This is a genomic window from Variovorax beijingensis, assembly GCF_007828835.1.
Taxonomy (GTDB): Bacteria; Pseudomonadota; Gammaproteobacteria; order Burkholderiales; family Burkholderiaceae_C; genus Variovorax; species Variovorax beijingensis_A.
The window spans coordinates 146,944-171,909 of record NZ_VIVL01000007.1 but is presented as its reverse complement, the minus strand read 5'-3'; the positions used below and the strand labels follow the sequence as shown (position 1 = coordinate 171,909).

General features: G+C 68.0%; 24 protein-coding genes. 18 read left to right on the top strand and 6 right to left on the bottom strand.

The features are described from left to right. Window positions 1-31: 31 nt before the first annotated feature. The 5 genes from urtB (at window position 32) to FB547_RS20725 (ending at window position 6,137) form a co-directional block, all read left to right on the top strand. The gene (gene urtB, locus FB547_RS20750) at window positions 32-1,579 is read left to right on the top strand and encodes an urea ABC transporter permease subunit UrtB (protein ID WP_145745518.1); all 1,548 of its coding nucleotides are present in this window, start codon (window positions 32-34) and stop codon (window positions 1,577-1,579) included. Further along, a complete protein-coding gene (gene urtC / locus FB547_RS20745) occupies window positions 1,576-2,799 on the top strand; it encodes an urea ABC transporter permease subunit UrtC (RefSeq protein WP_145745516.1) in 1,224 nt (407 codons plus the stop codon). The genes urtB and urtC overlap by 4 nt, the downstream gene beginning before the upstream one ends. A gap of 118 nt (window positions 2,800-2,917) precedes the next feature. Beyond that, window positions 2,918-3,796, top strand: a complete 879-nt coding sequence (urtD, locus tag FB547_RS20740; RefSeq protein ID WP_145745513.1) for an urea ABC transporter ATP-binding protein UrtD — start codon at window positions 2,918-2,920, stop codon at window positions 3,794-3,796. A 264-nt stretch (window positions 3,797-4,060) separates the two neighbouring features. Further along, the gene (gene urtE / locus FB547_RS20730; RefSeq protein ID WP_021008684.1) at window positions 4,061-4,753 is read left to right on the top strand and encodes an urea ABC transporter ATP-binding subunit UrtE; all 693 of its coding nucleotides are present in this window, start codon (window positions 4,061-4,063) and stop codon (window positions 4,751-4,753) included. A gap of 109 nt (window positions 4,754-4,862) precedes the next feature. Further along, window positions 4,863-6,137, top strand: a complete 1,275-nt coding sequence (locus FB547_RS20725) for an MFS transporter (protein WP_145745509.1) — start codon at window positions 4,863-4,865, stop codon at window positions 6,135-6,137. Window positions 6,138-6,151: 14 nt separating this feature from the next. Here the strand turns inward: FB547_RS20725 and FB547_RS20720 are convergent, their stop codons facing one another. Beyond that, on the bottom strand, window positions 6,152-7,114 hold the full coding sequence (locus tag FB547_RS20720) for a sugar-binding transcriptional regulator (protein ID WP_145745507.1): 963 nt from the start codon (window positions 7,112-7,114) through the stop codon (window positions 6,152-6,154). A 151-nt stretch (window positions 7,115-7,265) separates the two neighbouring features. Here FB547_RS20720 and FB547_RS20715 point away from each other — a divergent pair, with 151 nt between their 5' ends. The 8 genes from FB547_RS20715 (at window position 7,266) to FB547_RS20680 (ending at window position 16,258) form a co-directional block, all read left to right on the top strand. Further along, entirely contained in the window at window positions 7,266-8,618 is a 1,353-nt protein-coding gene (locus FB547_RS20715) for an iron-containing alcohol dehydrogenase (protein ID WP_145745505.1), read from the top strand. 47 nt (window positions 8,619-8,665) lie between these two features. Next, complete coding sequence (locus FB547_RS20710) at window positions 8,666-9,994, top strand: extracellular solute-binding protein (RefSeq protein ID WP_145745503.1); 1,329 nt, start codon at window positions 8,666-8,668, stop codon at window positions 9,992-9,994. A gap of 22 nt (window positions 9,995-10,016) precedes the next feature. Beyond that, a complete protein-coding gene (locus tag FB547_RS20705) occupies window positions 10,017-10,928 on the top strand; it encodes an ABC transporter permease subunit (RefSeq protein ID WP_145745501.1) in 912 nt (303 codons plus the stop codon). A gap of 24 nt (window positions 10,929-10,952) precedes the next feature. Next, window positions 10,953-11,873, top strand: coding sequence for an ABC transporter permease subunit (locus tag FB547_RS20700; RefSeq protein WP_145745499.1), 921 nt, complete (start codon window positions 10,953-10,955; stop codon window positions 11,871-11,873). 18 nt (window positions 11,874-11,891) lie between these two features. Continuing rightward, window positions 11,892-12,662 (top strand): glycerophosphodiester phosphodiesterase family protein, encoded by a 771-nt coding sequence (locus FB547_RS20695; protein ID WP_145745497.1) that lies wholly within the window; start codon window positions 11,892-11,894, stop codon window positions 12,660-12,662. Further along, window positions 12,659-14,200: an alkaline phosphatase D family protein gene (locus FB547_RS20690; RefSeq protein WP_145745495.1), complete on the top strand. Its 1,542-nt coding sequence runs from the start codon at window positions 12,659-12,661 to the stop codon at window positions 14,198-14,200. Before FB547_RS20695 ends, FB547_RS20690 begins: the two co-directional genes overlap by 4 nt. 68 nt (window positions 14,201-14,268) lie before the next feature. Beyond that, on the top strand, window positions 14,269-15,279 hold the full coding sequence (locus tag FB547_RS20685; RefSeq protein WP_145745493.1) for an aldo/keto reductase: 1,011 nt from the start codon (window positions 14,269-14,271) through the stop codon (window positions 15,277-15,279). A gap of 40 nt (window positions 15,280-15,319) precedes the next feature. Continuing rightward, window positions 15,320-16,258: a VTT domain-containing protein gene (locus FB547_RS20680; RefSeq protein WP_145745491.1), complete on the top strand. Its 939-nt coding sequence runs from the start codon at window positions 15,320-15,322 to the stop codon at window positions 16,256-16,258. Window positions 16,259-16,289: 31 nt separating this feature from the next. Here FB547_RS20680 and FB547_RS20675 read toward each other — a convergent pair whose 3' ends face one another. Continuing rightward, window positions 16,290-16,712, bottom strand: a complete 423-nt coding sequence (locus FB547_RS20675) for a hypothetical protein (RefSeq protein ID WP_145745490.1) — start codon at window positions 16,710-16,712, stop codon at window positions 16,290-16,292. Between the two features lie 84 nt (window positions 16,713-16,796). Here FB547_RS20675 and FB547_RS20670 point away from each other — a divergent pair, with 84 nt between their 5' ends. From FB547_RS20670 to FB547_RS20660, 3 genes are read left to right on the top strand one after another with little or no spacing between them, the layout of a single operon-like run. Next, window positions 16,797-18,167, top strand: a complete 1,371-nt coding sequence (locus FB547_RS20670; RefSeq protein WP_145745488.1) for a cache domain-containing protein — start codon at window positions 16,797-16,799, stop codon at window positions 18,165-18,167. Then, window positions 18,164-18,808, top strand: coding sequence for a response regulator transcription factor (locus FB547_RS20665; RefSeq protein ID WP_145745486.1), 645 nt, complete (start codon window positions 18,164-18,166; stop codon window positions 18,806-18,808). The genes FB547_RS20670 and FB547_RS20665 overlap by 4 nt, the downstream gene beginning before the upstream one ends. A 60-nt stretch (window positions 18,809-18,868) precedes the next feature. After that, window positions 18,869-19,495, top strand: coding sequence for a DUF938 domain-containing protein (locus FB547_RS20660; RefSeq protein WP_145745484.1), 627 nt, complete (start codon window positions 18,869-18,871; stop codon window positions 19,493-19,495). Window positions 19,496-19,497: 2 nt separating this feature from the next. Here FB547_RS20660 and FB547_RS20655 read toward each other — a convergent pair whose 3' ends face one another. Beyond that, window positions 19,498-21,063 carry a serine hydrolase domain-containing protein gene (locus FB547_RS20655; RefSeq protein ID WP_145745483.1) on the bottom strand — a complete coding sequence of 522 codons (1,566 nt, stop codon included), beginning with the start codon at window positions 21,061-21,063 and terminating at the stop codon, window positions 19,498-19,500. A 333-nt stretch (window positions 21,064-21,396) separates the two neighbouring features. Here FB547_RS20655 and FB547_RS20650 point away from each other — a divergent pair, with 333 nt between their 5' ends. Beyond that, entirely contained in the window at window positions 21,397-21,948 is a 552-nt protein-coding gene (locus FB547_RS20650; protein WP_145745481.1) for a type VI secretion system amidase effector protein Tae4, read from the top strand. Then, the gene (locus FB547_RS20645) at window positions 21,948-22,343 is read left to right on the top strand and encodes a hypothetical protein (protein ID WP_145745479.1); all 396 of its coding nucleotides are present in this window, start codon (window positions 21,948-21,950) and stop codon (window positions 22,341-22,343) included. Before FB547_RS20650 ends, FB547_RS20645 begins: the two co-directional genes overlap by 1 nt. Window positions 22,344-22,398: 55 nt before the next feature. Here the strand turns inward: FB547_RS20645 and FB547_RS20640 are convergent, their stop codons facing one another. From FB547_RS20640 to FB547_RS20630, 3 genes are read right to left on the bottom strand one after another with little or no spacing between them, the layout of a single operon-like run. Then, on the bottom strand, window positions 22,399-23,178 hold the full coding sequence (locus FB547_RS20640; RefSeq protein WP_145745477.1) for an extensin family protein: 780 nt from the start codon (window positions 23,176-23,178) through the stop codon (window positions 22,399-22,401). An 11-nt stretch (window positions 23,179-23,189) separates the two neighbouring features. Further along, a complete protein-coding gene (locus tag FB547_RS20635) occupies window positions 23,190-24,383 on the bottom strand; it encodes a PrsW family intramembrane metalloprotease (RefSeq protein WP_145745476.1) in 1,194 nt (397 codons plus the stop codon). After that, entirely contained in the window at window positions 24,380-24,940 is a 561-nt protein-coding gene (locus FB547_RS20630) for a hypothetical protein (RefSeq protein ID WP_145745474.1), read from the bottom strand. Before FB547_RS20630 ends, FB547_RS20635 begins: the two co-directional genes overlap by 4 nt. Window positions 24,941-24,966: the final 26 nt, after the last annotated feature.

The window sequence follows — 24,966 nt, the reverse complement described above, 5'->3', positions numbered from 1 at the left end:
TCGACGATCCCTTCACTGCGCACTCGCCGCCATGCTGCTCATGGCATCGGCCGTCCACGCGCTGACCGCCGACGAAGCCCGCGCCATCGCCTCGGGCGAATCCGAAGCGCGCATCACCGCGCTCAACAAGGCCGTGCTCACGGCCGACGACAAGACCGCCGCCTTCATCCAGGCCATGTCCGAGGACGCGGTCAAGTACACCGAAGACAAGGTCTTCGTGATCAAGGACGACAAGGGCTACGACCCCGTGACCGGCGCCGAGCTGCAGGTGCCCGACACGGCCGAGGACGTGGTCAACAACAACCTCATGCGCGGCGCGCTCGATGCCGCGCAGGCCGCGCTCAAGCTCACGAGCAAGGACGACGCGGTGCGCGCCGAAGCCGCGCAGGCGCTCTTCAAGGAGCCCGACGAATCGCGCATTCCGATGGTCGAGAAGGCGCTGGCCGCCGAGACCAATCTCGGCATCAAGGCGCAGCTGCAGCTGGTGCGCGCCGCCAGCATGCTCACCAGCGCCGACAAGGCCCGGCGCCTTGCCGCGGCCAGGGAACTCGGCGCCAACACGAGCCCCGACACCAAGCTGCTGCTCAACCAGCGCCTGGCCGACGAGACCGAGGCCGACGTCAAGGCCGCCATCGTCGCCTCCATTGCCAGCATCGATGGTGCGCTGGTCTGGGGCGACCGCATCAACGCGGTGTTCAGCGGCATCAGCCTGGGCTCGGTGCTGCTGCTGGCCGCGCTGGGCCTGGCCATCACCTACGGGCTGATGGGCGTCATCAACATGGCGCACGGCGAGCTGATGATGATCGGCGCCTACGCCACCTACGTGATGCAGGGCATCTTCCAGCGCTACATGCCCGAGGCGGCCTTCGGCTGGTACCTGGTCGCCGCGATTCCCGTGTCCTTCCTCGCATCGGCGCTCGTGGGCGCGGTGCTCGAACGCGGCGTGATCCGCTTCCTCTACGGCCGGCCGCTCGAGACGCTGCTGGCCACCTGGGGCATCAGCCTGATGCTGCAGCAGCTCGTGCGCTCGCTGTTCGGTGCGCAGAACGTCGGCGTCGAGAACCCCGGCTGGATGAGCGGCGGCTTCACCATGCTGAGCAACGTCACGCTGCCGTGGAACCGCATCTGCATCATCATCTTTGCCGTGCTGGTGCTGCTCGCGATGGGCTGGCTGATCGGCCGCACGCGGCTGGGCCTGTTCGTGCGTGGCGTCACGCAGAACCGTCCGATCGCCTCCTGCATGGGCGTGAACACCGCGCGCATCGACACCTACGCCTTCGCGCTCGGCTCCGGCATCGCGGGCCTTGCGGGCTGCGCGCTGAGCCAGATCGGCAACGTCGGCCCGGACCTCGGCCAGAGCTACATCGTCGACAGCTTCATGGTGGTCGTGATGGGCGGCGTGGGCCAGCTCGCGGGCACCGTGTACGCGGCGCTCGGGCTGGGCATTCTCAACAAGTTCATCGAAGGCTGGGCGGGCGCGGTGCTCGCGAAGATCGCAGTGCTCGTTTTCATCATCATCTTCATTCAAAAGAGACCTCAAGGCATCTTCGCGATGAAGGGCCGGAGCGCAGAAGCATGAGCAAGGTTGTGTTGCCAACCAAAGGTCCGCTGCTGAGCGGCAAGGGCTGGACGGCCTTCTTCGTCGCGCTGATCGTGGTCTGCGCCGTGGCGCCGGTGCTCAACATGTGGGTGCCCGCCGGCAGCCCGCTGCACATGAGCGACTATGCGGTGGCGCTGGTCGGCAAGATCATGTGCTACGCGATCTGCGCGCTGGCCATGGACCTGATCTGGGGCTACACCGGCATCCTCTCGCTGGGCCACGGCCTGTTCTTTGCGCTCGGCGGCTACATGATGGGCATGTACCTCATGCGCCAGATCGGCCGCGACGGCAACTACAAGAGCGACCTGCCGGACTTCATGGTGTTCCTCGACTGGAAGACACTGCCCTGGCACTGGACCTTCAGCGACAGCTTCATCGCCACGCTGATATTGATCGTCGTGGTGCCGGGCCTGATCGCCTTCGTGTTCGGCTTCTTCGCCTTCCGATCGCGCATCAAGGGCGTGTACTTCTCGATCATCACGCAGGCCATGACCTTTGCCGCGATGCTGCTGTTCTTCCGCAACGAGACCGGCTTCGGTGGCAACAACGGTTTTACCGACTTCAAGCGCATCCTGGGCATTCCGATCGCCACGCAGGAAATGCGCATGACGCTCTTCGCGCTCACCGGCCTCACGCTGCTGGGCTTCTTCCTGTTCGCGAAGTGGCTCATCGCCAGCAAGTTCGGCCGCGTGCTGCAGGCCATCCGCGACGCGGAGACGCGCGTGATGTTCTCGGGCTACAACCCGCTGCCCTACAAGCTCACGATCTGGGTGATCTCGGCCGTGATGTGCGGCGTGGCCGGTGCGCTGTACGTGCCGCAGGTCGGCATCATCAATCCCGGCGAGATGAGCGCGGCCAACTCCATCGAGATTGCGATCTGGGCCGCGGTGGGCGGACGCGCCACGCTGATCGGGCCGATCATCGGCGCCTTCATCGTCAACGGCGCGAAGAGCTGGCTCACGGTGGCCTACCCCGAGTACTGGCTGTACTTCCTGGGCGCGTTGTTCATTGCTGTCACGCTGTTCCTGCCGAACGGCATCGTGGGCCTGGTGCGCAAGTGGCTGTCGAGGGAGAAGGTGCCGGCCGGCGTGAGCGCCGGCCGCGAAGAGGCGCAACGCGCCATGGCCGCCGCCCAAGGCGTGGAGCCGGAGGCGCTGCACGCGCCGCTGGTGGCCGAAGTGAAGGGAGCGCGCGCATGAGCCGCCGCCCGGCCGCTCCAAAGGGGGCTCGCACCGCAGTGCGGAGCACGGAGGTTACCCAATGCCGCCGGGCCACTCCCAAGGCGAATACCGCAGCGCGAAGCGCGGAGGTTTCTGAATGACTCCCGACCTGATGGAAGCCGGCGCCGAGCGCGCCGCCCGCGCCAAGGGCGTGCACTACGCGGGCGGCAGCACCGAATCCGGCGGGCGTTCCGCGGACTTCGGCCGCATTGCAACGCCGGGCGAAGTGGACGTGACGCACGGCCGCATCCTCTACCTGGAGGACGTGAGCGTGAGCTTCGACGGCTTCAAGGCCATCAACAAGCTGTCGCTCGACATTGCGCCGGGCGAGCTGCGCTGCATCATCGGCCCGAACGGCGCAGGCAAGACGACGATGATGGACATCATCACCGGCAAGACGCGGCCCGACGAGGGCACGGTGTTCTTCGGCAGCACCATCGACCTGCTGCGCCATCGCGAGGCCGACATCGCCCAGCTGGGCATCGGGCGCAAGTTCCAGAAGCCGACGGTGTTCGAGCATCTCACGGTGTTCGAGAACCTCGAGCTCGCGCTCAAGACCAACAAGGGTGTGCGCGCCTCGATGCTGTTCAGGCTCGACTCGGCGCAGAGCGACCGGCTGGCCGAAGTGCTGCAGACCATTCACCTGGCCGACAGCGTGTCGCGCCTGGCCGGCAACCTGAGCCATGGCCAGAAGCAGTGGCTGGAGATCGGCATGCTGCTGATGCAGGACCCGAAGCTGCTGCTGCTCGACGAGCCCGTGGCCGGCATGACCGACGAGGAAACGGCGCGCACCGCCGAGCTGTTTCTCACGCTCAAGGGCAAGCACTCGCTGATGGTGGTGGAGCACGACATGAGCTTCATCCGCACCATTTCCGAGATCGTCACCGTGCTGTGCGACGGCTCCGTGCTGGCGCAGGGCACGCTGGACGAAGTGCAGGCCGATGAGCGCGTGATCGAGGTTTATCTTGGGCGTTGAGGCCATTGCCGTGGCCAGGACCGACGGCATCAACGTCACAGCCAGCGCCCGGCATGCGGCGCGGTGCGGGCGGCCCCTCTGTGCCGCCGAGGAGCGCAGTGTTTCGCGGATCAGGGCTCGCAGCTGTTTGAGCGAAGCGAGTTCTGCGAGACCCCGCGAAACGCGAGCACCGCAGGGGAGCCCGAAGGGCCGGCACAGTGGGGCCGCCCGCACCGTGCCGCGTGCCGGGCACCTCCAACAAGGACAAAGGAAGGCATCCACAAAATGCTGACAGTCAAGAACATCCACCAGTACTACGGCGGCTCCCATATCCTCAGAGACGTGAGCTTCGAGGCCACGCTAGGCAAGGTCACGGTATTGCTGGGCCGCAACGGCGTAGGCAAGACCACACTGCTCAAGTCGCTGATGGGCCTGGTCCCCATCAAGAGCGGCAGCATCGAGCTCGAAGGCAAGCCGATCCACAAGGCCACCCCTTATGAAAGGGCAAGGGCCGGCATCGGCTTCGTCCCGCAGGGCCGCGAAATCTTCGCCAGGCTCACGGTCGAAGAAAACCTGCGCATGGGCCTGGCCTACAAGAGCGGCAGCACGCCCATCCCGTCGGAACTGTTCGACCTGTTCCCCGTGCTCAAGCAGATGATCAACCGAAGAGGCGGCGACCTTTCCGGCGGGCAACAGCAACAGCTTGCCATTGCGCGCGCGCTGGCGCCCAAGCCCAAGCTGCTGATCCTCGACGAGCCCACCGAAGGCATCCAGCCCAGCATCATCAAGGACATCGGCCGCGTCATCCGCATGCTGGCCGACCGCGGCGACATGGCCATCGTGCTGTGCGAGCAGTACTACGACTTCGCGCAGGAACTGGCCGACGACTACCTCGTGATGGAGCGCGGGGAGGTCATCGCGCGCGGCCTCGGCAAGGACATGGAAGCGCAGGGCGTGCGCCAGCTCGTGGCAATCTGAGGCCCTGCAGTACCGGGCCTTCGGCAAATCCGTATCGGCAGAAATTCAGGGTTTACCCTAAAATCAGGCCTCTGCCCGCTGCCGCCGGGCACCTCCCAGGAGCCTGGCCTTGAACGCCTCCCCACCCGCGCCGGACAGCGCGGACACCGACATTTCCGTTGTTTCCCCCTCCGCACGGCCCGTGAATTTCCTGCGCGCCGTGCTCGCGCTCGGCGTCGGCGGCTTCGCCATCGGCACCGGCGAGTTCGTGATCATGGGCCTCTTGCCCGAAGTGGCGAAGGACATCGACGTCAGCATCCCCCAGGCCGGCCACGTCATCAGCGCCTATGCGCTCGGCGTCGTCATCGGTGCGCCGGTGCTCGCGGTGCTCGCGGCCGGCTGGCGCCGCCGCGCGCTGCTGATCGCGCTCATGGCCGTGTTCGCCGCCGGCAATTTCGCGAGCGCGATGGCGCCGGGCTACATGTCGCTCAACCTGCTGCGCTTTGCGACCGGGCTGCCGCACGGCACCTACTTCGGCGTGGCCGCGCTGGTGGCCGCCACGCTCGCACCGCCCGGGCGCCGCGCACGCGCCGTGGGCCTCGTGATGCTGGGGCTCACCGGCGCCACGCTGGTGGGCGTGCCGATCGCGGCCTGGCTCGGCCAGCTGTTCGGCTGGCGCGCGGCCTTCGTGTTCGTCGGCCTCATCGCGCTGGCGGCGGTGGCGCTGCTGCGCCGCGACATCCCCGACCTGGCGCCGCCCGCGGGTGCCAGCCCCTGGCGCGAGCTTGGCGCGCTCAGGCGCAAGCAGGTGTGGTTCACGCTCGGCATCGGCGCCATCGGCTTCGGCGGCATGTTCTCGGTGTTCAGCTACATCAAGCCCACGCTCATCGAAGTGGCCGGCCTGCCGCTGGGCGGCGTGCCTTTCGTGCTCGCGCTGTTCGGGCTGGGCATGGTCACCGGCAACCTCGTCGGCTCGCGCCTGGCGGACAAGTCGCTGATGCGCACCATCGGCGGCCTGCTCGTCTATGCGGCGCTGGTGCTCGCGATGTTCTCGTTCGCGGCGCACCACGTGGTCACCGCGGCCATCAACGTGTTTCTCATCGGCACCACCGTGGCCATCGGCCCCGCGCTGCAGATCCGCCTGATGGACGTGGCCGGCGACGCGCAGACGCTCGCCGCCGCGCTCAACCACTCGGCCTTCAACATGGCCAATGCGCTGGGCGCCTGGCTCGGCGGCGCGGCCATTGCGGCCGGGCTGGGCTGGACCTCGACCGGGTGGGTCGGTGCGCTGCTCGCGCTCGCGGGGATGGGGGTGTTCGCCTGCGCGCTGATGAGCGCACGGGCGAGCGAAAGAGCCCACGCGCGGCCGAACGACGAGGTGGCCTGCGAGGGCTCCGCCGGCTAGCCGGTCCTTCTTCTTCAGGCCTGCGCGGCCAGCGCCTGGTAGAGCTTCAGCGCCGTGCGCGCCGTCTGCTCGTCGCAGATCAGCACCGACAGCAGCCTGGCCTGCAGCACCGCGGCAATGATCGGTGCCTTGTTCTCGCCGCCCGAAGCAACGATCACCGTCGGAATGCGCGCCAGCTCCTCGAGCGAAGGCGCCACCACGCGCAGGTTCAGCGCATGCTTCACCGGCTTGCCGTGGCGGTCGAGGAACTGCCCGATGATGTCGCCCACCGCCTTGGCCTGCCGCAGCTCGGCCACCGGCACGTCCTTTGGCAGGCCGTAGCGCACCAGCAGCGAGCGCGTGCTCAGGTCGCCCACGCTCAGCAGCGCGACGTCGTTGGCCGCGATCTGGCCGAACGCTTCCTTGAAGACATCCTGCGAAACGATGGTGTCGCGCGACTTGGCGCTGCCTGCGTACAGGGGCGCGGCCAGGTAGCTGCATTGCGCGCCCAGCCGGGCGGCCAGTGCGCTGGCCGTTTCGAAGGTGTTGATCTCCAGGCCGCGCGTCAGGCCGCCCATCATCGAGTTGACGTGCACCTCGGGCCATTGGCCGGATGCGACGTGGCGGATGGCCTCGCGCAAGGTGGCGCCCCAGCCCACGCCCACGCCGCGCACGCGGTTCGTCTCGATGTGCTTTGATAGATATTCGCCGGCCGTGCGTCCCAGCAGCACGGGGATGAGCTCGGGGCTCTCGGGCGTCGGGATGATCGCTGCCTCGCGCAGGCCGCAGACGCTGCGCAGCTCTTCCTCGAGCCGCAGGCAGCTCTCGTGGCGCGAGTTGATCTTGATGCTGACCAGCCCGCTCTCGCGCGCCTCGCCCAGCAGGCGGTTCACGCGCAGCCGCGTGAGGCCGAGCTTCGTGGCGATGCCGTCCTGCGTCAGGCCCTCCATGTAGTAGAGCCAGGCCACGCGCACCGCCACCTGATCTTCCTCAGCCATCCGAATTCTCCGTGGTTGTCGTCGTTGATTCTGCGGCCGCGATGGTGGCACGAGTGCGGTGGACTACGGGTAGTCACGTGGTTGAAACAAATGTCTTTCAAACTATACACTTGTTCATCGACCGGAAAACGGCATCCAGATTGCAGGAGACATGAGCGATTCGACATTCCCGCTGAGGGCCGCGCTGCGCGATGCGGCGGTCACCAAAGAAGTCGCCATCGAGCACGCCGCGGTGCGCTTGCTGCCCGGCGTGCTGCAGCGCTGCGCGCCGGGCCGGCGCTGGATGCTGGTGGCCGACGAGAACACCTGGGATGTGGTGGGCGCTTCGGCGCAGGCCCTGCTCGAATCGCAGGGCGTGCCCTGCGCGGCGCCGCTGGTCTTTCCTGCGAAGCCTCGCCTGAAGCCGCGCGTGCAGCGCTCGGCGGCCATCGCACAGCAGCTTTCCGCACAGGCGGCCACGCCTCTCGCGGTGGGCTCGGGCGTGGTCAGCGACCTGGTCAAGCATGCGGCCTCGCTCGCCGGCAAACCCTACGCGTGCCTTGCAACCGCCGCCTCCATGGATGGCTACGCGGCCTCGGGCGCCGCGCTGCTCGGCGAAGACGGCTTCAAGCGCACGCTCGCATGCCCGCCGCCCGTGGCGGTGCTGGCCGACCTCGACGTGCTGCGCGCCGCGCCGCCGCGCATGACGGCCTGGGGCTACGGCGACCTGGCCGGCAAGGCGGTGGCCGGCGCCGACTGGCTGCTGGCCGACGCGCTCGGCGTGGAGCCCATCAACCCGCGTCCCTATGCCCTGGTGCAGGACCATCTCGGCGATTGGCTCGGCGCGCCGCAGCGCCTGGCCGTGCATGAACCGCAGGCACTGGCCGGCTTGCTGGCCGGCCTGCTGGTCAGCGGCTTCGCCATGCAGGCCCATGGCAACTCGCGTCCGGCGAGCGGCAGCGACCACCAGTTCTCGCACCTGTGGGAAATGGAGAACCTGCAGGTCGATGGCGAGCCCGCGGCGCATGGCGCCTGCGTGGGCGTCGGGTGCGTGGCCATGCTGGCGATGTACGAATGGCTCCTTGCGCAGCCCGAGGCCGCCATCGCGGCCGCCGCATCGCAGGCGCGCGACGGCCGGGACGAGGCCGCGCTGTCGCGCGAGATCGAGGCCGCCTTCGGCAACGAGGAATTCAGGGCCGCCGCGCGCGGCGAAATGGATGCGAAGGCCGCGTCCGGCAGCCGCCGCGCACGCCTCGAACAGCTGGTGCGCGCCTGGCCCGCGCTGCGCGCGCAGCTGAAGCGCCAGCTGATCGGCGCGCGCGACATGCAGCAGCGCCTGGCCACCGTCGGTGGGGCGAGCCATCCCGGCGAGCTCGGCATCGGCGCCGCCAGGTTTGCCGCCGACCACCGCCGCGCACGCCTCATCCGGCGCCGCTACACGCTGCTCGACTTGCTCGACGACCTGGGCTGGCTCGACCGCGCGATCGCCGAGCAGTTCGCTCCCGGCGGCTTCTGGGCCGCATGAGCGCAAAGCAGATACCGACATCGACACACACCCTACAGGAGAACGCGATGAAGATCCAACGACGCAGCACGCTGGCCATGCTGGCCCTTTCCTCCACGCTCTGGCTGGCCGGCGCCATGCCGGCCGCCGCGCAGCCGGTGCAGGTTCAGTGGTGGCATGCCATGGGCGGGGCGCTGGGCGAGCGTGTCGAAGAGCTGGTGAAGAACTTCAACAGCTCGCAGAACAAGTACGCGGTCACCGCCGTCTACAAGGGCAACTACGACGAGGTCATCAACGGCACCATCGCCGCCTACCGCGCCAAGCGCGCACCGGCGCTCGTGCAGATCTACGAGCGCGGCTTCATGACCATGCTGCTGTCGGACGCCACGATGCCGGTGCAGGACCTGCTCGACCAGCGCGGCTACAAGGTCGACTGGGCCGATTTCGTGAAGCCGGTGGCCGGCTTCTACAGCTACAAGGGCAAGCTGATGACGATGCCCTTCAATTCGTCCTCGCCCATCCTCTGGTACAACAAGGCGCACTTCGAGAAGGCCGGTTTCGCCAAGCCGGCCGAGACCTGGCAGGAGCTGGAGAAGCAGCTCTATGCCATCAAGCAGAAGGGCATCTCGGCCTGCGGCTCGGTGCTCGCAGGCGACTACCACTGGAGCCTGCTCGAGAACTACAGCGCCATCAACGACCTGCCCTACGCCACCAAGGCCAACGGCTACCAGGGGCTGGACACCGAGTTCGTCTACAACAAGACCTCGGTCGTCTCGCAGGTCGCGCGCATCAAGAAATGGATCGACGACGACGTGATGCAGATCGCCGGCCAGGGCCTGAGCCCCGAGCAGCTCTTCACCTCGGGCAAGTGCTCCACCTACTTTGCCTCGACCGCCGCGCACAGCGGCATCGAGCGCGAATCCAAGATCGACTGGAGCGCCATCTACCTGCCGTGGGAAGAGGGCAAGCAGCCGAAGAACAGCACCATCGGCGGCGCCTCGCTGTGGGTCATGAAGGGCCAGAAGCCGGCCGAGTACGAGGCCGTGGCGGCCTTCCTCGACTACATTGCCAAGCCCGAGACGCAGTTCTGGTGGGTCAAAGCCACGGGCTACGTGCCGCTGACCAACAAGGCCTACGAACTGGCCAGGTCGCAGGGCTACTACAAGGAGCACCCGACGCGCGAGATCGCGATCCTGCAGCTCACGCGCGGCACGCCCACGGCCAACTCCACCGGCTTTCACTTCGGCAACTTCACGCAGACCATGATGGCGCAGCGCGACGAGTTCCAGAACGTGGTGGCCGGCAAGAAGACGCCGCAGGCGGCCATGGACGATGCCGTCAAGCGCGGCAACGAGATCCTGCGGCAGTACGAGAAGCTCAACAAGGGCCGCTACTGAAGCGCGGCGGCGGGCGGCAACCATGGCGGCAGCAGCAATCGAAGCGGGCCTGAAGCGTGCGCACTTCAAGGACGTGCGCCTGCCCGTGCTGCTTTTGCTGCCGCAGCTCGCGATCCTGCTGTTCTTCTTTTTCATTCCGTCGTTCCGCGCGCTCGGGCAGGCTTTCTTCCTGTCCGATCCGTTCGGCAACACGGTGCACTTCGTCGGCTTCGACAACTTTGCGCAGCTGCTGCAAAGCGCCACCTACCACGAGTCGGTCCGGGTCACGGTGGTGTTCACCATCCTGCAGAACCTGCTGACCCTCGCGGTGGCGCTGGTGCTGGCCTTCGCGAGCGACCGGGTGATCCGCGGCCGCGGCATCTACAAGGCGATCATCCTGCTGCCCTATGCCATTGCGCCGGTCATCGCGGGCATTCTCTGGGCCTTTCTCTTCAACCCCGCGGTGGGTCCGCTCGCGCAGCTGCTGCATGCGATCGGCCTGGCCTGGGACCCGAACCGCGTGGGCTCGGACGCGATGATCCTGGTCATCCTGGCCGCCTCGTGGAAGCATGTGTGCTACGACTACATCTTTCTGCTGGCCGGCCTGCTGGCGGTGCCTTCCTCGCTGCTGGAGGCGGCGGCGGTCGACGGCGCGGGGCCGCTTCGGCGCTTCTTCACCATCGGGCTGCCGCTGCTCATGCCCACGATGTTCTTCCTGGCCGTGATGAACTTCGTCTACGGCTTCTTCGAGATCTTTGCCATCGTCGATGCGGTCACGCAGGGCGGCCCGGCGGGTGCGACCAACGTGCTGGTGTTCAAGGTGTACGTCGACGGCTTCATCAACCTGGACCTCGGCTCGTCGGCGGCGCAGTCGGTCATCCTGATGGTCTTCGCGCTGCTGATGACCTTGCTGCAGTTCCGCTACGTGGAGCGGCGCGTGAGCTACGACGTATGACGCACCGGCCCGAGGATCCATCGCATGGTTGAACGCGCCCCCGTTCTCGACGGCATCTGCCACGCCATTCTTCTGGTGGGCGTGGCCTTTGTCTGCGTGCCGCTCTACCTGGCCTTCGTCGCAGGCTCGCTCACCATTGCCGAGGTGCAGCAGGTGCCGCTGCCGTGGCTGCCCGGCGACCAGTTCGTGCAGAACCTGCGCACCGCGTGGACGCAGGCCAACTTCGGCCGGCTGTTCTTCAATTCGTTCATCGTGGCGGCGGGCATCACCGTGGGCAAGATCGCGGTGTCGCTGCTGTCGGCCTTTGCCATCACGTACTTTCGCTTCCGCTTTCGCATGACGGCGTTCTGGCTCATCTTCGTGTCGCTGATGCTGCCGATCGAAGTGCGCATCTCGCCCACCTACGAGTCAGTGGCGAATGCGGCGCTGCCGCTGCAGTGGGTGGTGGAGGCGCTGCACCTTTCGTCGGCGTGGAATGCCGTCACCGGCCACACCATCGATATCCAGCTGCAGTGGAACATGGTCGACACCTACCCGGGCCTCATCCTGCCGCTGATCGCCTCGGCCTCGGCCACCTTCCTGTTCCGCCAGTTCTTTCTCACGGTGCCCGACGAGCTGTGCGAGGCGGCGCGGATCGATGGCGCCTCGCCGATGCACTTCTTCTGGACCATCCTGCTGCCGCTGTCGCGCTCCAACATCGCGGCGCTGGCGATCATTCTTTTCCTGTACGGCTGGAACCAGTATCTCTGGCCGCTGCTCTTCACCACCGACAAGGACATGGCCACCGCGGTGATCGGCCTCAAGCACCTGATTCCGCGCGCCGATTCGCAGCCGGCCTGGAATGTGGCCATGAGCGCCGCGCTCCTCACGATGCTGCCGCCCATCGTCGTGGTGGTGGCGCTGCAGCGCTCGTTCGTCAAGGGGCTGGTGGACAGCAGCAAATAAGCAAAGGATATTGCAGCCATGATCATAGTGGGACACCGCGGCGCGCGGAACCTCTGGTCCGAGAACAGCATGAGCGGTTTTCGCCGCCTCATTGCACTGGGTGCGGATGCGGTCGAGTTCGACGTGCAGGAAACGCGCGACGGCAAGGCCGTGGTCATCCACGATCCGCTGCTCGACCGCACCACCGAGGGCACGGGCGCGGTGCGCGACCACGACGCCGCCCGGGTGCTGGCGACGCGCCTGCGCAAGGGACAGGGCGCGCCGGGGGAACAGCGAGGCGGCGAAGCCGGCGAATGCGTGCCCTCGCTGGCCGAAGTGCTCAAGCTCTTCGCGCCCACCCGCATGGAACTGCACGTCGAGATCAAGACCGACGCTGCCGGCGAGCTGCCGCCCGGCGCCATCGCGCGCACCGTGCAGGCGCTGCACGATGCGGGCGTGGCCGAACGCAGCATCCTGACCTGCTTCGTGCCCGAGGTGCTGGCGCAGGTGCTCGCCCACTGGCCGCGCGGGCGCGTGCTGGCCTCGCTCGACCATCGTTCGGCCGAGATGCTGGGCGGCATCACGCGGGCGCTGGCGCGCTACGCGGCGCTGCCGGGCTGCATCGTCGCGGTCGAGAAGAAGCTGCTGGCTGCCACCTGGCCGCAGTGCCTGGCCGCGCTCGGCAGCGAGCGGCTGGGTGCCTGGGTCGTCAACGAGCCCGATGAAATTGCACAATGGCTCACCATGCCCCTGCGCCAGATCACCACCGACCGACCCGACCTGGCGCTGGCCGCGCGCGCAAGAACATGAGGGTCTCGCGCCGCCGCCTGCTGCTCGGCGGAGTGGCCGCCGCCTCGCTCGGCCAGCCTTTCCTCCGTCTGAATGCGCAGCAGGCCTCGCGCGAGTTTCCGTTCACGCTGGGCGTGGCATCCGGCAGCCCCAGGCCCGATGGCATGGTGCTGTGGACCCGGCTCGCGCCCGATCCGCTGCTGGGCGGCGGCATGGGCGAGGCCCCGGTCGACGTGCAGTGGGAAGTGGCACACGACGAGGGCTTCTCGCGCCTCGCCGCAAGGGGCAGGGCGACGGCCACCGCGGCGCTCGCGCATTCGGTGCACGTCGAAGTGCAGGGCCTCGCGCCCGGTCGTCCTTATTGGTACCGCTTCACGGCCCTTGGCGCGCGAAGCCCCGCCGGCCGCACCCGCACCGCGCCGGCCGAGGGCGATGCCGCATTGCAGCCGCTGCGCTTCGCCTTCGCGTCATGCCAGCAGTACGAGCAGGGCTACTACGCGGCCTACCGCGACATGGCCATGCAGCCTTTCGACTTCGTCGTGCACCTGGGCGACTACATCTACGAAAGCTCCTGGGGCTCGCGCCACGTGCGCCACCACCAGGGCGGCATTCCCACGCAGCTCGGCGAGTTCCGCGACCGCTATGCGCTCTACAAGAGCGACCCGCACCTGCAGGCCGCGCACGCCGCGTTTCCCTGGCTCGTGACCTGGGACGATCACGAGGTGGCCAACGACTACACGGACGACGTCTCGCCGCGCAGCATCGATCCCGCGCAGTTCCTTGCGATCCGCGCCGCGGCCTACCAGGCGTGGTACGAGCACATGCCCGTGCCCGCCAGCATGCGGCCGGCCGGCGCCGCGGCCACCATCTACGGCCGCCATCGCTTCGGCCGCATGCTCGACGTGTTCCTGCTCGACGGGCGGCAGTACCGCTCGCACCACGCCTGCCTCGCGGGCCGCAGCGCCTCGCCGCTGGCCGACTGCGCCGACCGGCTGGCGCCGGAGCGCAGCTTCCTCGGCGCGAGGCAGGAGGCCTGGCTCGCGAACGAGCTCGCCGCGCCGCCCGCCCGCTGGACCGTGATCGCGCAGCCCACGCTGCTGGCCGAGGCCGACCGCAAGCGCGGCCCCGAGCACGGCTACTGGATGGACGGCTGGGACGGCTATGCCGCGTCGCGCGCGCGCCTGCTCGACGGCCTGGCCGCGAACAAGGCGCGCGGCGGCGATGCGCTGGTCATCAGCGGCGACGTGCACGCCTTCTGGGCCGCCGACCTGCGCCGCGAGCCGCAGGGCCCGGCGGTGGCCACCGAATTTGTCGGCGGCGCCATCACATCCGAAGGGCCCAGCGCCGCCAACGTGGCCCACATGCTCGCCAAGAACGACCACCTGCGCTACGGCCGCGGCGACAAGCGCGGCTATGCGCAGATGGCACTCGATGCGCGCGGCTGCACGGTCGAGTTCCGCGCCGTGGACGACGAGAAGGCCGAGGACGCCGCCGTCGCGCCGATGGCGCGCTTCGCGGTGGAGCGCGGCGCACCCGGCGTGCATCTCGAAAGCACCTGAGCGCTGCAGCCTTGCGCTGCCGTGACTATGATGGCCGTCGCCCTTCAATCGCCTGGAGCGACACCCTCATGAGCATTCCGACCACCCGACTCGGCCGCACCGGCCTCACCGTCTCGCGCCTTGCGCTCGGCACCATGACCTTCGGCCTGCAGACCGACGAGGCCGTGTCCCACCGCATCCTCGACAGGGCCGCCGAAGGCGGCATCAACTTTCTCGACACCGCCGACGTGTACCCGCTTGGCGGCACCGTCGAAACCACGGGCCGCACCGAGGAAATCATCGGCCGCTGGCTGCAGAAGCAGGGCGCCGCGGGCCGCCGGCGCTTCGTGGTGGCCACCAAGGCGGTCGGCAAGGTCGGCCCCAACAGCTGGGACCAGGGTGCCTCGCGCAAGCACCTGCTCGACGCCATCGATGCCTCGCTCAAGCGGCTGCAGACCGACCATGTCGACCTGTACCAGCTGCACAGCGACGACCGCGAGACGCCGCTCGAAGAGAGCCTGGAGGCGCTCGACGTCATCGTCAAGTCAGGCCGCGCGCGCTACATCGGCGTGTCCAACTTCCTGGCCTACCGGCTGGCCCGCGCGCTCGGCAAGGCCGAGCTGCAAAAGCTCACGCGCTATGTGTCGGTGCAGCCGCGCTACAGCCTGCTGTTCCGCGAGATCGAACGCGAGCTGCTGCCGCTCGCGGGCGAAGAGGGCCTGGGCGTGATTCCCTACAACCCGCTGGCCGGCGGCCTGCTCACCGGCAAGTACAAGCCCGGTGCCGCGCCCGAGCAGAACACCCGTTTCACGCTCGGCACCGCCGGCGGCATGTACCAGGACCGCTACTGGAACCAGCGCAGCTTCAACACCGTGACCGAGCTGCACAAGCTGGCTGACGAAGCCGGCGTGCCGCTGGCCACGCTGGCGGTGGCCTGGGTCATGGCCAATCCGCTCATCACCGCGCCGCTGCTCGGCGCCAGCCGCCCCGAGCAGCTCGACGCCACGCTGGCCGCGGCCGACTACAAGCTGGACCCGGCGCTGAAGCAGAAGCTCGACGAGCTCACGGCCGAATACCGCAAGGGCGACGCGCCCAGGTAGGCAGCCAAGGAGTGAACACCCCCCAACTCGCGCTGCCGCCATGGCACAGCTGATGTCGCTGCTGGTGCAGAACGCGATCGCGATCGTCTTCGCGGCGAGCTTTGCCGCGCGCCTCGGGTTGCCGGTGCCCGCGGCCGCGGTGCTGGTGGTGTCGGGGGCGCTGCTGGCGGCCGGCAATGTCTCGGTGGCTGGCGTGGTGCTGGCCGCGGTGCTGGCCAATGTGCTGGGCGACGGCGCCTGGTTCTATGCCGGGCGCCGCTTCGGCTACCGCTTCATGCGGCTGCTGTGCCGCATCTCGCTGTCGCCCGATTCATGCGTGCGGCGCGGCGAATCGCTGATCGGCCGGTGGGGCGGCCTCTCGCTGGTGGCCGCCAAGTTCGTGCCGGGCGTGTCGGTGGTGGCGCCGCCGATGGCCGGTGCGCTGGGCATGTCGGTGTGGCGCTTCATCGGCTTCGACATCGGCGCCGCGCTGGTCTGGACCGGCGTCTTCCTCGGGCTGGGCTGGGTTTTTCGCGACCAGATCCAGGAGGTGCTGGCCATGCTGGCCCAGGCCGGCGGCATCGCCACCCTGGCGCTGGTGGTGGTGCTGGCCGTGATGCTGGCGGTGCGCTACTGGCGCCGGCGCGCGTTCATGCGGCTCACCGGCATGCCGCGTATCAGCGTGGACGAACTGCACGAGCTGCTGGCCAGCGAGGCGCCGCCGCTGGTGATCGACGTGCGCGGTGAGGCCGGCGTGCAGGTCGATCCGCGCCGCATTCCCGGGGCGCTGCCATACACGCTCAAGGCGCTGCAGCAGCGGCATCCGGAACTGCCGCTGGTCGGCGGGCGCGACGTGGTCCTCTACTGCAACTGCCCCAATGAGGTGTCGGCCGCCCTGGCCGCACGCGTGCTGCTGGCGCGCGGTGCGCGGCGCGCGCTGCCGCTGACGGGCGGGCTCGATGCCTGGGTGGCCTCGGGCCGGCCGACGAGCCTGCACTGAGGCCTTCAGCGACGACCAGGAAACGGGGGGCTCAGTCCAGCCGGACCATCGGGCAGGACAGGACCATTCGGTCATCGCGGGGCGAATGGTGCCAGCCGGGCAGGGCGCGTTTCCGGTAGGCCTCGAGCGACGGGTAGCCCTGCACGTTCCAGCCATAGGTGCTGATCTGCTCCGCCTCGATCACCTCGTAGCGGCACTGCCGGCTGCGCGCCGAGAGGCGAAAGACGATGCGTCCATGGTCTGCGGCAAGGTCTTTCTCCAGCACGCGGTAGCGCCTGGGCTTGCAGATGCTGAAGCTCGAATTCCATTCGATGGTTTGGGTTCGAACGTACAGCCCGCCCGAACATGCGCGGCCCGTTCCGCCGAACACCGCCGTGAACGGTGCGCCGGCAATGGCGGTGCCGGTGCCGGCCAAGGCAAGAAAGGCCAGTACGGCCACCCAGCGGTTGTGCATGCGATCTGCTCCCGTGTGTTGCGTCCCCCGTGCCCTTGCGATCTTAAGGTTCGCGGCCCCGCCCGGTGGTAGTCTTGCCTCCCGATGAACCTCCGCACCAAGATCGTCGCACTGGCCGTTGCACCGCTGCTGGTTGCACTGGTGCTGGTGGCCCTGGCGGTGCGCCACCAGGAGCATGACCTGGCGCAGCGCGAGCGCGCGCTGATCGAGAAAAGCTACATGGCCCAGCGGCGCAGCGAACTGCGCAGCTACGTCGACCTTGCCGTGAGCACCGTGCGGCCGCTGTACGACGCCGGCCAGGACGACGAGGAAACCCGCAGCGAGGCCCTGCGCCGCCTGGCCGCGCTCGACTACGGCGACGACGGCTACTTCTTCGTCTACGACATGCAGGGCCGCTCGCTCATGCATTCGCGCCAGCCCGATCTGGTGGGCCAGAACCTCTGGGACATGCGCGACTCCCGCGGGCGCTTCACCATCCAGGACCTGATCGCGGGCGCGCGTGCGGGCGGCGGCTATGTCGAATACGAATGGCGCAAACCCTCCAGCGAGCAGATGGCGCCCAAGCTCGGCTACGTGACGGCGCTGCCGCGCTGGAACTGGATGGTCGGCACCGGCCTGTACCTGGACGACATCGAGGCCACCATGCAGGCGCTCGACCGCCAGATGAGCGCCAACGTCACCACCACGCTGCTCTGGATTGCCGGCATCGCGGCGCTGTGCCTGGGCGTGGTGAGCGCCACCGGGTTGCTGCTCAATCTCAGCGAGCACCGCACGGCCGAGGCCAAGATGCGGCTGCTGGCGCGGCGCGTGGTGCAGTCGCAGGAAGAAGAGCGCGGCCACCTCGCGCGCGAGCTGCACGATGGCACCAGCCAGACGCTGGTGTCGGCCAAGCTGCTGATCGAATCCGCGGTGGACGCGCTCGACCGCGAGCGCCAGCCCGCGCCGCCCGCACTGAGCAAGGCGCTGCAAAGGCTCAACGATTCGCTGATCGAGGTGCGCCGCATCTCGCACCGCCTGCGGCCGGCCCTGCTCGACACGCTCGGCCTGTCGGCCGCGCTCGAGCGCCTGGGCGACGAATTCGCCGAAGACGGCACCATCGATGCGTCGATCATGATCGAGGGCGAGGCCTTCGAGCTCTCGCAGGAAGCCAAGACCGCGCTCTTTCGCGTCACGCAGGAGGCGCTCACCAATGTGCGCAAGCATGCCCAGGCGCACCGCGTGCACATTGCGCTGGGCTTTTCCGACGAGGACGGCGTGCGGCTTGCGATCGGCGACGACGGCATCGGCTTCGACGTGCAGGCGATGCAGCTCGATGCGCGGCGCGGCATCGGCCTGCGCAACATGCGCGAGCGCATGGAGTCGATCGGCGGGCGCCTGGACGTGCAGTCGGGCGAAGGCGGAACAACCATCGTGGCCGAGGTGCCGGCGCGCAGCGCGAGGCCTGAACCGGCATGAAGAACGACGCCGCCCCGGTCCGCCTTTTCCTGGTCGACGACCATCCGCTGGTGCGCGACGGCCTGCGCGCGCGGCTCGGCGCCGTGGCCGGCCTGGAGATCGTCGGCGAGGCCGGCAGCGCGGCCGAGGCGCTGGCGCTCATCGAAACGCTCCAGCCCGACCTGCTGCTGATGGATGTGGGCATGAAGGACATGAACGGCATCGACCTGGCCGCGCTGGTGCTGCAGCGCCATCAGCCCGCGCCGCACGTGGTGATGCTCAGCATGTACGACAACCCCGAGTATGTGCAGAAGGCCCTGCAGGTGGGCGCGCGCGGCTATGTGCTGAAGGACGCGCCCGCGGCCGAGATCGTCGCCGCCATCGAGGCGGTGTCGGCCGGGGGCACCTTCCTGAGTCCGGCCGTGTCGAAGAAGCTGTTTCGCAACCAGGCGCCCAGGCCGCTGCTCACGCCGCGCGAGAGCGAGATCCTCACTGCGCTGGGCCGCGGCGAATCGAGCAAGCAGATCGCGCGCGACCTCGGCCTGAGCGTTCGCACGGTCGAGGCGCACCGGCAGAGCATCAAAAGGCGGCTCGGCATCGAGGGGCAGGCCGAACTCATCAAGTATGCGGTGGAGCATGCGCGGGAGTTCGGGCAGGGCTGAGTTGCGCTGCCTTGCCAAAACTCCTGTCCCGATCAACACACCTGTCCAGGCCCGATTCGCATGCCCGACCTTCCCCACAGCCCCGCCGCCGACCGCAACAAGCAGCCCATCCTCGAGGTGCTGACCGGCATCCTCGGCGAGCGCGGCAGCGCGCTCGAGATCGCATCCGGCACCGGCCAGCATGCCGCCTGGTTCGCCGCCGCAATGCCCGGGTGGACCTGGCAGCCCACCGACGCAGACGCGCGCATGCTCCCTGCGCTCGCAAGCCGCGTCGCGCAGGCCGCGCTGCCCAATCTCCGTGCGCCGCTGCTGCTCGACGTGATGGCGCCCCGGTGGCCGTCGCAAGGCGCCGCGTTTGCTCGAGGAGAAGAAGAAAAGTTCGATGCGATCTATTGCGCCAACATGCTGCACATCGCGCCCTGGGCCGCGTGCGCCGTGTTGATGCAAGGCGCTGCGCGGCATCTGCTTGCCGATGGATTGCTGATCACCTACGGCCCCTACTTCGAAGAGGAAGGCACACCGGCGCCGAGCAACCTGGCGTTCGACGAAGACCTGCGCGCGCGCAATCCCGAATGGGGCATACGGCGCCTGGAGCAGGTGGTGGCCGAGGCGAACCGCCAAGGGCTTGCGCTGCGCGAGCGGCACGCGATGCCCGCGAACAACCTGCTGCTGGTCTTCGGCTTCTAGGCTCAGCGCACGCGGGGCACCGCGGTGGTCAGCAGTGCCAGCGCCTTGTTCAGCGTCGAGCCCGCGAAGCGCTCTCCCTTCGAATGCCCGATCCGCACCACGACGAGATCGTGCGATGGAATCACCAGCACGAACTGGCCGCCGGCGCCGAGCATGTAGTAGGCCGACGCCGGCACCGCCAGCGAGTTCATTCCGTTGATCCAGAAGAAGCCGCCGTAGATCGGGCGCTTGTCCGCGGCCCAGGCGGGTGCCACGCTGCTCACGAAGTTGACGAAGCCCTCGGGAAGAATGCGCTCGCCGTTCCACACGCCGTCCTGCAGATAGAGATTGCCGAGGCGCGCCCAGTCGCGTGCCGACATGAAGTCGTAGCCCTGCGTGAGAAAGTTGCCGTAGGGGTCGGTCTCGATCACCATCGAGCGGATGCCGATCTTGTCGAAGAGCGCGCGCTGCGGAAACGAAAGATATTCCTCGCCGCGCTTTTCCACCGCGAGGCGGACCAGGTAGTTGGCCAGCACGGGATCGGTGTTGCGGTAGCGGCCCACGGCGCCGGGCGGCCATTGCTGCGGCCGGGTGGCGGCGTAGTTGAAGGCGTTGATGCGGCCCGTGTAGTAGTAGACGTGATCGGGGTAGGTGCCGTTGGGGTCGAAGTCCGGATCGTCCGGCGCCTTGATGCGCAGGCCGCTCGACATCTGCAGGATGTCGGAGATCTTGATCTGCTGGCGCGCATCGCCGGCGCCTTGCCATTCGGGAATGGGCGCCGGCTGGTCGAGCTTGTACACGCCCTGCTTGATGAGCACTCCCATCATCGTCGCCACGACGCTCTTGCCCATCGACCACGATTCGAGCGGCGTGGCCGGCCCGATGCCGTTCATGTAGCGCTCGGCGACGATGCGGCCCTTGTGCGTGACCACGAAGGCCGATGTGTAGGCCTCCGGCATGCCGAACGCGGCATCGACGGCCTGGTTCACCTTGGCCGTGTCGACTTCGGCCGGCGGCGGGTCGCCCGGCAGCACGTCGCCCATCGGCCATGGCTGGGTCGCGGGATCGGGCAGCGCGCTCCTGACTTCGACGGGCGTGAAGAGAACGTCGTCCCGGCCGGCCGGCAGCGTGACGCAGCCCTGCGAACCGAAGTGGCGCGCCACCAGCGTCGGGCCGTTGGGAATCGAGATGCGAACCTCTTTCTTCACGCGGTCGACCACGGGCTTGCCGACGTTCTTGCGCTGCTCGTACGGCCCCACGAAATAGCCCAGGCTTTCGGCGGCGACCTCGGGGTCGATGCCGGTGATGAACACGGCGGAGCACATCGTCTTGGCATAGCCGGAGGTGTGGTGCTCCAGCACGTTGCCGGGCGGCGGCACGTAGGGCGTGTTGAGTTCGAGGGCGCGTGCACGGGCAATGAGCGCCTCGCGTTCCGGCAACTGCGCCGTGGTGGTGGGCGGCGCGGACGTCAATGGAACGCCGATCCCTCCGCCACCTCCACCCCCGCCGCCACCGCAGGACGCCAACGCGGTTGCCAGGCCGACGGCCGCGGCGGTTGTGGCGAGGAAACGGCGGATCGAGCAGCTCATGGGCGGTCCTTGGGGTGCGCGGTTTGCGGGGTGCAGACGGCAGCGCCGGCGGCATTCTGGGGGAAGACCCTGCAGCCGCCTAGCTCTTTTCGAGCGAGGCACAAGCCGTGTAGCTCCAAGGTTCTCACCCTTTGATCCGACGGCCGAGGAGTTCCAGCATCGTGCTTGCCTGCAGAACGCGGCAATAGTTCACGGTCAGAGGAAAGAGCCTGTTTGGACGTAGCCTTTTTGGTGGCTGGCGGCATAAGCTTGAGCCGATAAGATGCAGCGGACTCGCGGTAGTCGATAGTCAGTTCGCTGCACCGGGCTAGATAAGCACAGGAAGGAAAAAAGATGCCGCTCCCAGAAATGGCAAAGCCGATATCGTTCGCGGCGATATGGAAAAACTACCCGAGTGATGACCCTTGCGTGAACCCTCGCACGGGAAAGAAGGCGTATGACGACCAATGCGCGATACGGGTCGGCATTGCGTTGGAAAAGTCGGGTGTCAGTTTCAAGACATTTCCCGGCCCACGTTGCGAATTTGGCCCTTCCGGAAACGGAATGGTGCTCCGCGCGACCGAATTGGCCAACTGGCTGATGCGTCGCCCATTCGCTGGCTGTCCAGATGCCGAAACACACCAGGGAAAAAGCTTCGACAAGAGTCTTTCCGGTCGCACAGGCATCATATATTTCGAGGACTACTGGTTGCGTACCGCTGAGGCAAAGTTTCCCACTGGAGATCACATCGACCTGTGGGATCGGAATCGACTGACGCCGTCGTGGACGACGTTCCTTCGCTTCTCCCTCGGCATTGATACCTTTCGATCACCGTGGAGCAGCAACGGATACCTCTACTCTGATCTGCACGCGTCGCGTCGCGTGGTCTTCTGGCCGATCAGCTGATGAAGCGTCCGATCTTCACTCTGTGCGGGGCTTTGCTCGGCGTCGCCTTGTTTCTGGGCCTGCCAATCCTCTTTTCACTCGCGTTTCCAGGTACGGGGATTGGGCGTCACGGCGAGGATGAAGCCGCTCGAATGCTGCGCGTGTATGTCCTCATGGGCGGTGCGGCCTCTGCCGTGTTGGGTGGTTGGGTCGGCGGCGTCGCCGCGGCGAGTCCACGTCGGGCGCTTGGAATGCTGGCTGCCATTGCAGCCGCCAGCATTGTCTTTGGCATCGTTCCGATTCAATTACCGATGAAGCCCGAGAACGCGATGGCCGTTGGAATTGGGGCCTGGACCATCGTCAGTGCAGGTCTCGCAGCGTGGGTCGCACGCAAGAAGAGCAAAACCACTGCGTAGTAGTGCCCGCGCTTCAAGATGCTGGCGCATTGGCGCCACCTCCCTGGTGTGCCAGCTAGCGGCACATGTCGTACCCGCCGGTCTCCAGATGGAAGTGGTCGCTGTGCGCGGCGTTGTAGTCGGGGCCCAGCACCCCGTTGAAGAAACGGCAGGCGCCGCGGTGCGCATCGCGCAGCGGCAGCGCCGCCGGATCGTCCGTACTCGCGGCGCTGCTGCGGGGCCAGGCTTGCAGCACCGTGATGCGGCGGCCATCGGCCAGCGTCAGGCCCGCCACATCCAGCGCATCGGCCGTGGCGTGCCGGCTGCGCGAAGCACCGGGCACGGCGCCTTCGCCGCGGTTCACGTTGCGGCAGGCATAGCTGCCAAGGTGCTCGATGGCCGCCACCGGCTGGCCGAAGCGCTGCCTGGCGGCCGGCTGCAGCGCGTGGTGCTCCCACATGAAGAAGGACAGCGCCATCGGGCAGCTCAGCGAAGGCGCCGTGCCCAGGCGCACGCCGGCGGAGCGCAGCCTCACGGCGTTCTTGAAGCCGCAGCCGGGGCCGGTGACGCGGTCGGGCAGCAGGTCGTACTGCATGCCGGTCTGCGCCAGCGCCCCAAGGCAGCGCGCGGGCTCGCGGCGGGCCCGCTCGAGCTTGAAGCCGGTCAGCCAGTTGGGCGGCGCCGCCACGTCGAGCGGCGCCCACGGATTGAAGCGCTCGGGAATCTCGACGATGCCGGTTGCGACGGCCCATGCGCCCACGGCCAGCACGGCGCACGCCGCGGCCGTGACAAGCAGTCCGCGCCTGCGGCGCGAAGGCGCGGGCTCTGCCGGACGCTCCGGAGGATCCAGGGCCATGGTCCCGATCCTCAGGGCTGCGCGGCGATGAGCGGATCGAGTTCGGCGCGCACGCGCCGGATCGCCACTTCATGCCGCAGCGTCTGCGCACCGCGTCCATAGGTCATGGCCTTGCGGATCAGGCGCAGCTGCTCGCGCTGCAGCTGCGTCTTCAGCCGCCTGGCCCGCAGGCCGAAGGTCCAGCCCATCTGCCTGCGGATCCGGTAGCGCTGCAGGGGTGCGCCCAGGCGGATCCATTCGTCGTCGCGGATCAGCTCGCGCTCCGGCACGAAGTAGGCGGCCAGCGCATGCAGGTAGGCGCCGTTCTCGCGCGCGGCAACGCGCCAGAAGAGCCCCGCCGCAACCAGCGCGGGAATGCCCTTGACGGCGAGCAGCACGGCCATGTCGCCGTAGCCGCCGTCGAAAAGGTCTTCGAGCCACGGCGAGTTCCAGATGAAATGCATCGCCCACGCGAGCGCAAAGCACAGCACGGCGCAGGCGATCCTCGCGGCCATCGAGCGCTCCGGATGCAGCAGGAACCAGGCGACGCCGAAGGACGCGATGGTCGTGTAGGCCGCGTGGCTCCACAGCCCGCTCAGCAGCCCGCGCGTCAGCAGGTTGATGAGTACCGGGGACACCTGGTTCTCGAGCGGAAAGTGCATCGAGGCGTTGACGGTGTAGCTGAGGTTCTCGACCACCTGGAAACCCAGGCCTGCCATGGCGCCGACGATCAGCACCGACAGGTAGGTCTGGAACTGGTTGCGCGCCACCAGCACCAGCAGGATGACGCCGGCGATCTTCAGGAACTCCTCGGTGATCGGGCCCGCGACGGCCGCCCCCCAGAGCGCCGCGAAATCCGGCGACACCAGCTTGGCGCACAGGCTCTGGATGGCGATGTTCGCCGGCGCGGCAAAGTAGACGGCGCCGAGCCCGCCCCACGCAAAGGCCAGCACGAAAGCTTCCGGCGGATGCTGCTCGAGCAGGTCGAGCGTGCGAAAGACCAGGAGAAAAAGCAGCGTGTAGATGCCCCACACCAGGATGCCCAGCAGGGCCGTGACAGGGACGACACGGAAACCCATCGAGAACATGTTGATGGTGTAGAACAGGCCGTTGACGATCAGCGCCGCCAGCAGCCAGAAGGCCGCGCGCTGCGGCTGGAAGAACGAATCGGTGCCGATCGGCCATTCGCCGCGGTCCTGCTGGCCTTCGAAGGCGGGCGGGCTCACTGCGGTGCCTCCAGGTCCATGGATTCCAGCATGCTGCGGGCCTCGGCCATTGCCTCGTTCAGGCCCTCGCTGGCGCCGTAGCAATCGATCTGCACGAGCGACTGGCGCCGGAGGTCGACCACCTGCCAGAAGCGGCCAGCCAGCTTCGATCCGTAGTAGGCAAAGGTCTTGCCCTGCAGGCCCCACGAGGTGACGAAGTCGGACACGTCGCCATCGATGTTCAGGCGCTGGCCGCGCTCCATGAGCCTTTGCTGCCGCATCAGCGGTCCGTCGGGTCCGCCGGCCCACGCACGCGTGGTCACCAGGAACTTGTGGCCGCCCTTGAACAGCATCAGCGACTGGCCGGCCCTGGAGCGCGACAAGTCCATTTCCCATCCGCTGGCGGGAACGAACCTGGCATGGCCGACGGCCACCGTTTCCCCCGTGGGCAGCGGCCGGCTGCCGGGCGTGCGGCGGTCCCAGAAGCTCAGGCCGCCTACGTAGGCGGCAATGGCAAGGAGCACCGCAAGCGCGCCTGGCCAGGTGCGGTACGGTATGCGGCGGGAGGGCTCGGGCATGCGGCGATCGTGCCATACGATGGCCG

Coding starts and splice junctions, on each gene's coding strand:
- urtB (WP_145745518.1), top strand. CDS start 32: ATGCTGCTCATGGCATCGGCCGTCCACGCGCTGACCGCCGACGAAGCC.
- urtC (WP_145745516.1), top strand. CDS start 1,576: ATGAGCAAGGTTGTGTTGCCAACCAAAGGTCCGCTGCTGAGCGGCAAG.
- urtD (WP_145745513.1), top strand. CDS start 2,918: ATGACTCCCGACCTGATGGAAGCCGGCGCCGAGCGCGCCGCCCGCGCC.
- urtE (WP_021008684.1), top strand. CDS start 4,061: ATGCTGACAGTCAAGAACATCCACCAGTACTACGGCGGCTCCCATATC.
- FB547_RS20720 (WP_145745507.1), bottom strand. CDS start 7,114: ATGGCTGAGGAAGATCAGGTGGCGGTGCGCGTGGCCTGGCTCTACTAC.
- FB547_RS20715 (WP_145745505.1), top strand. CDS start 7,266: ATGAGCGATTCGACATTCCCGCTGAGGGCCGCGCTGCGCGATGCGGCG.
- FB547_RS20710 (WP_145745503.1), top strand. CDS start 8,666: ATGAAGATCCAACGACGCAGCACGCTGGCCATGCTGGCCCTTTCCTCC.
- FB547_RS20705 (WP_145745501.1), top strand. CDS start 10,017: ATGGCGGCAGCAGCAATCGAAGCGGGCCTGAAGCGTGCGCACTTCAAG.
- FB547_RS20700 (WP_145745499.1), top strand. CDS start 10,953: ATGGTTGAACGCGCCCCCGTTCTCGACGGCATCTGCCACGCCATTCTT.
- FB547_RS20695 (WP_145745497.1), top strand. CDS start 11,892: ATGATCATAGTGGGACACCGCGGCGCGCGGAACCTCTGGTCCGAGAAC.
- FB547_RS20690 (WP_145745495.1), top strand. CDS start 12,659: ATGAGGGTCTCGCGCCGCCGCCTGCTGCTCGGCGGAGTGGCCGCCGCC.
- FB547_RS20685 (WP_145745493.1), top strand. CDS start 14,269: ATGAGCATTCCGACCACCCGACTCGGCCGCACCGGCCTCACCGTCTCG.
- FB547_RS20680 (WP_145745491.1), top strand. CDS start 15,320: ATGGCACAGCTGATGTCGCTGCTGGTGCAGAACGCGATCGCGATCGTC.
- FB547_RS20675 (WP_145745490.1), bottom strand. CDS start 16,712: ATGCACAACCGCTGGGTGGCCGTACTGGCCTTTCTTGCCTTGGCCGGC.
- FB547_RS20670 (WP_145745488.1), top strand. CDS start 16,797: ATGAACCTCCGCACCAAGATCGTCGCACTGGCCGTTGCACCGCTGCTG.
- FB547_RS20665 (WP_145745486.1), top strand. CDS start 18,164: ATGAAGAACGACGCCGCCCCGGTCCGCCTTTTCCTGGTCGACGACCAT.
- FB547_RS20660 (WP_145745484.1), top strand. CDS start 18,869: ATGCCCGACCTTCCCCACAGCCCCGCCGCCGACCGCAACAAGCAGCCC.
- FB547_RS20655 (WP_145745483.1), bottom strand. CDS start 21,063: ATGAGCTGCTCGATCCGCCGTTTCCTCGCCACAACCGCCGCGGCCGTC.
- FB547_RS20650 (WP_145745481.1), top strand. CDS start 21,397: ATGCCGCTCCCAGAAATGGCAAAGCCGATATCGTTCGCGGCGATATGG.
- FB547_RS20645 (WP_145745479.1), top strand. CDS start 21,948: ATGAAGCGTCCGATCTTCACTCTGTGCGGGGCTTTGCTCGGCGTCGCC.
- FB547_RS20640 (WP_145745477.1), bottom strand. CDS start 23,178: ATGGCCCTGGATCCTCCGGAGCGTCCGGCAGAGCCCGCGCCTTCGCGC.
- FB547_RS20630 (WP_145745474.1), bottom strand. CDS start 24,940: ATGCCCGAGCCCTCCCGCCGCATACCGTACCGCACCTGGCCAGGCGCG.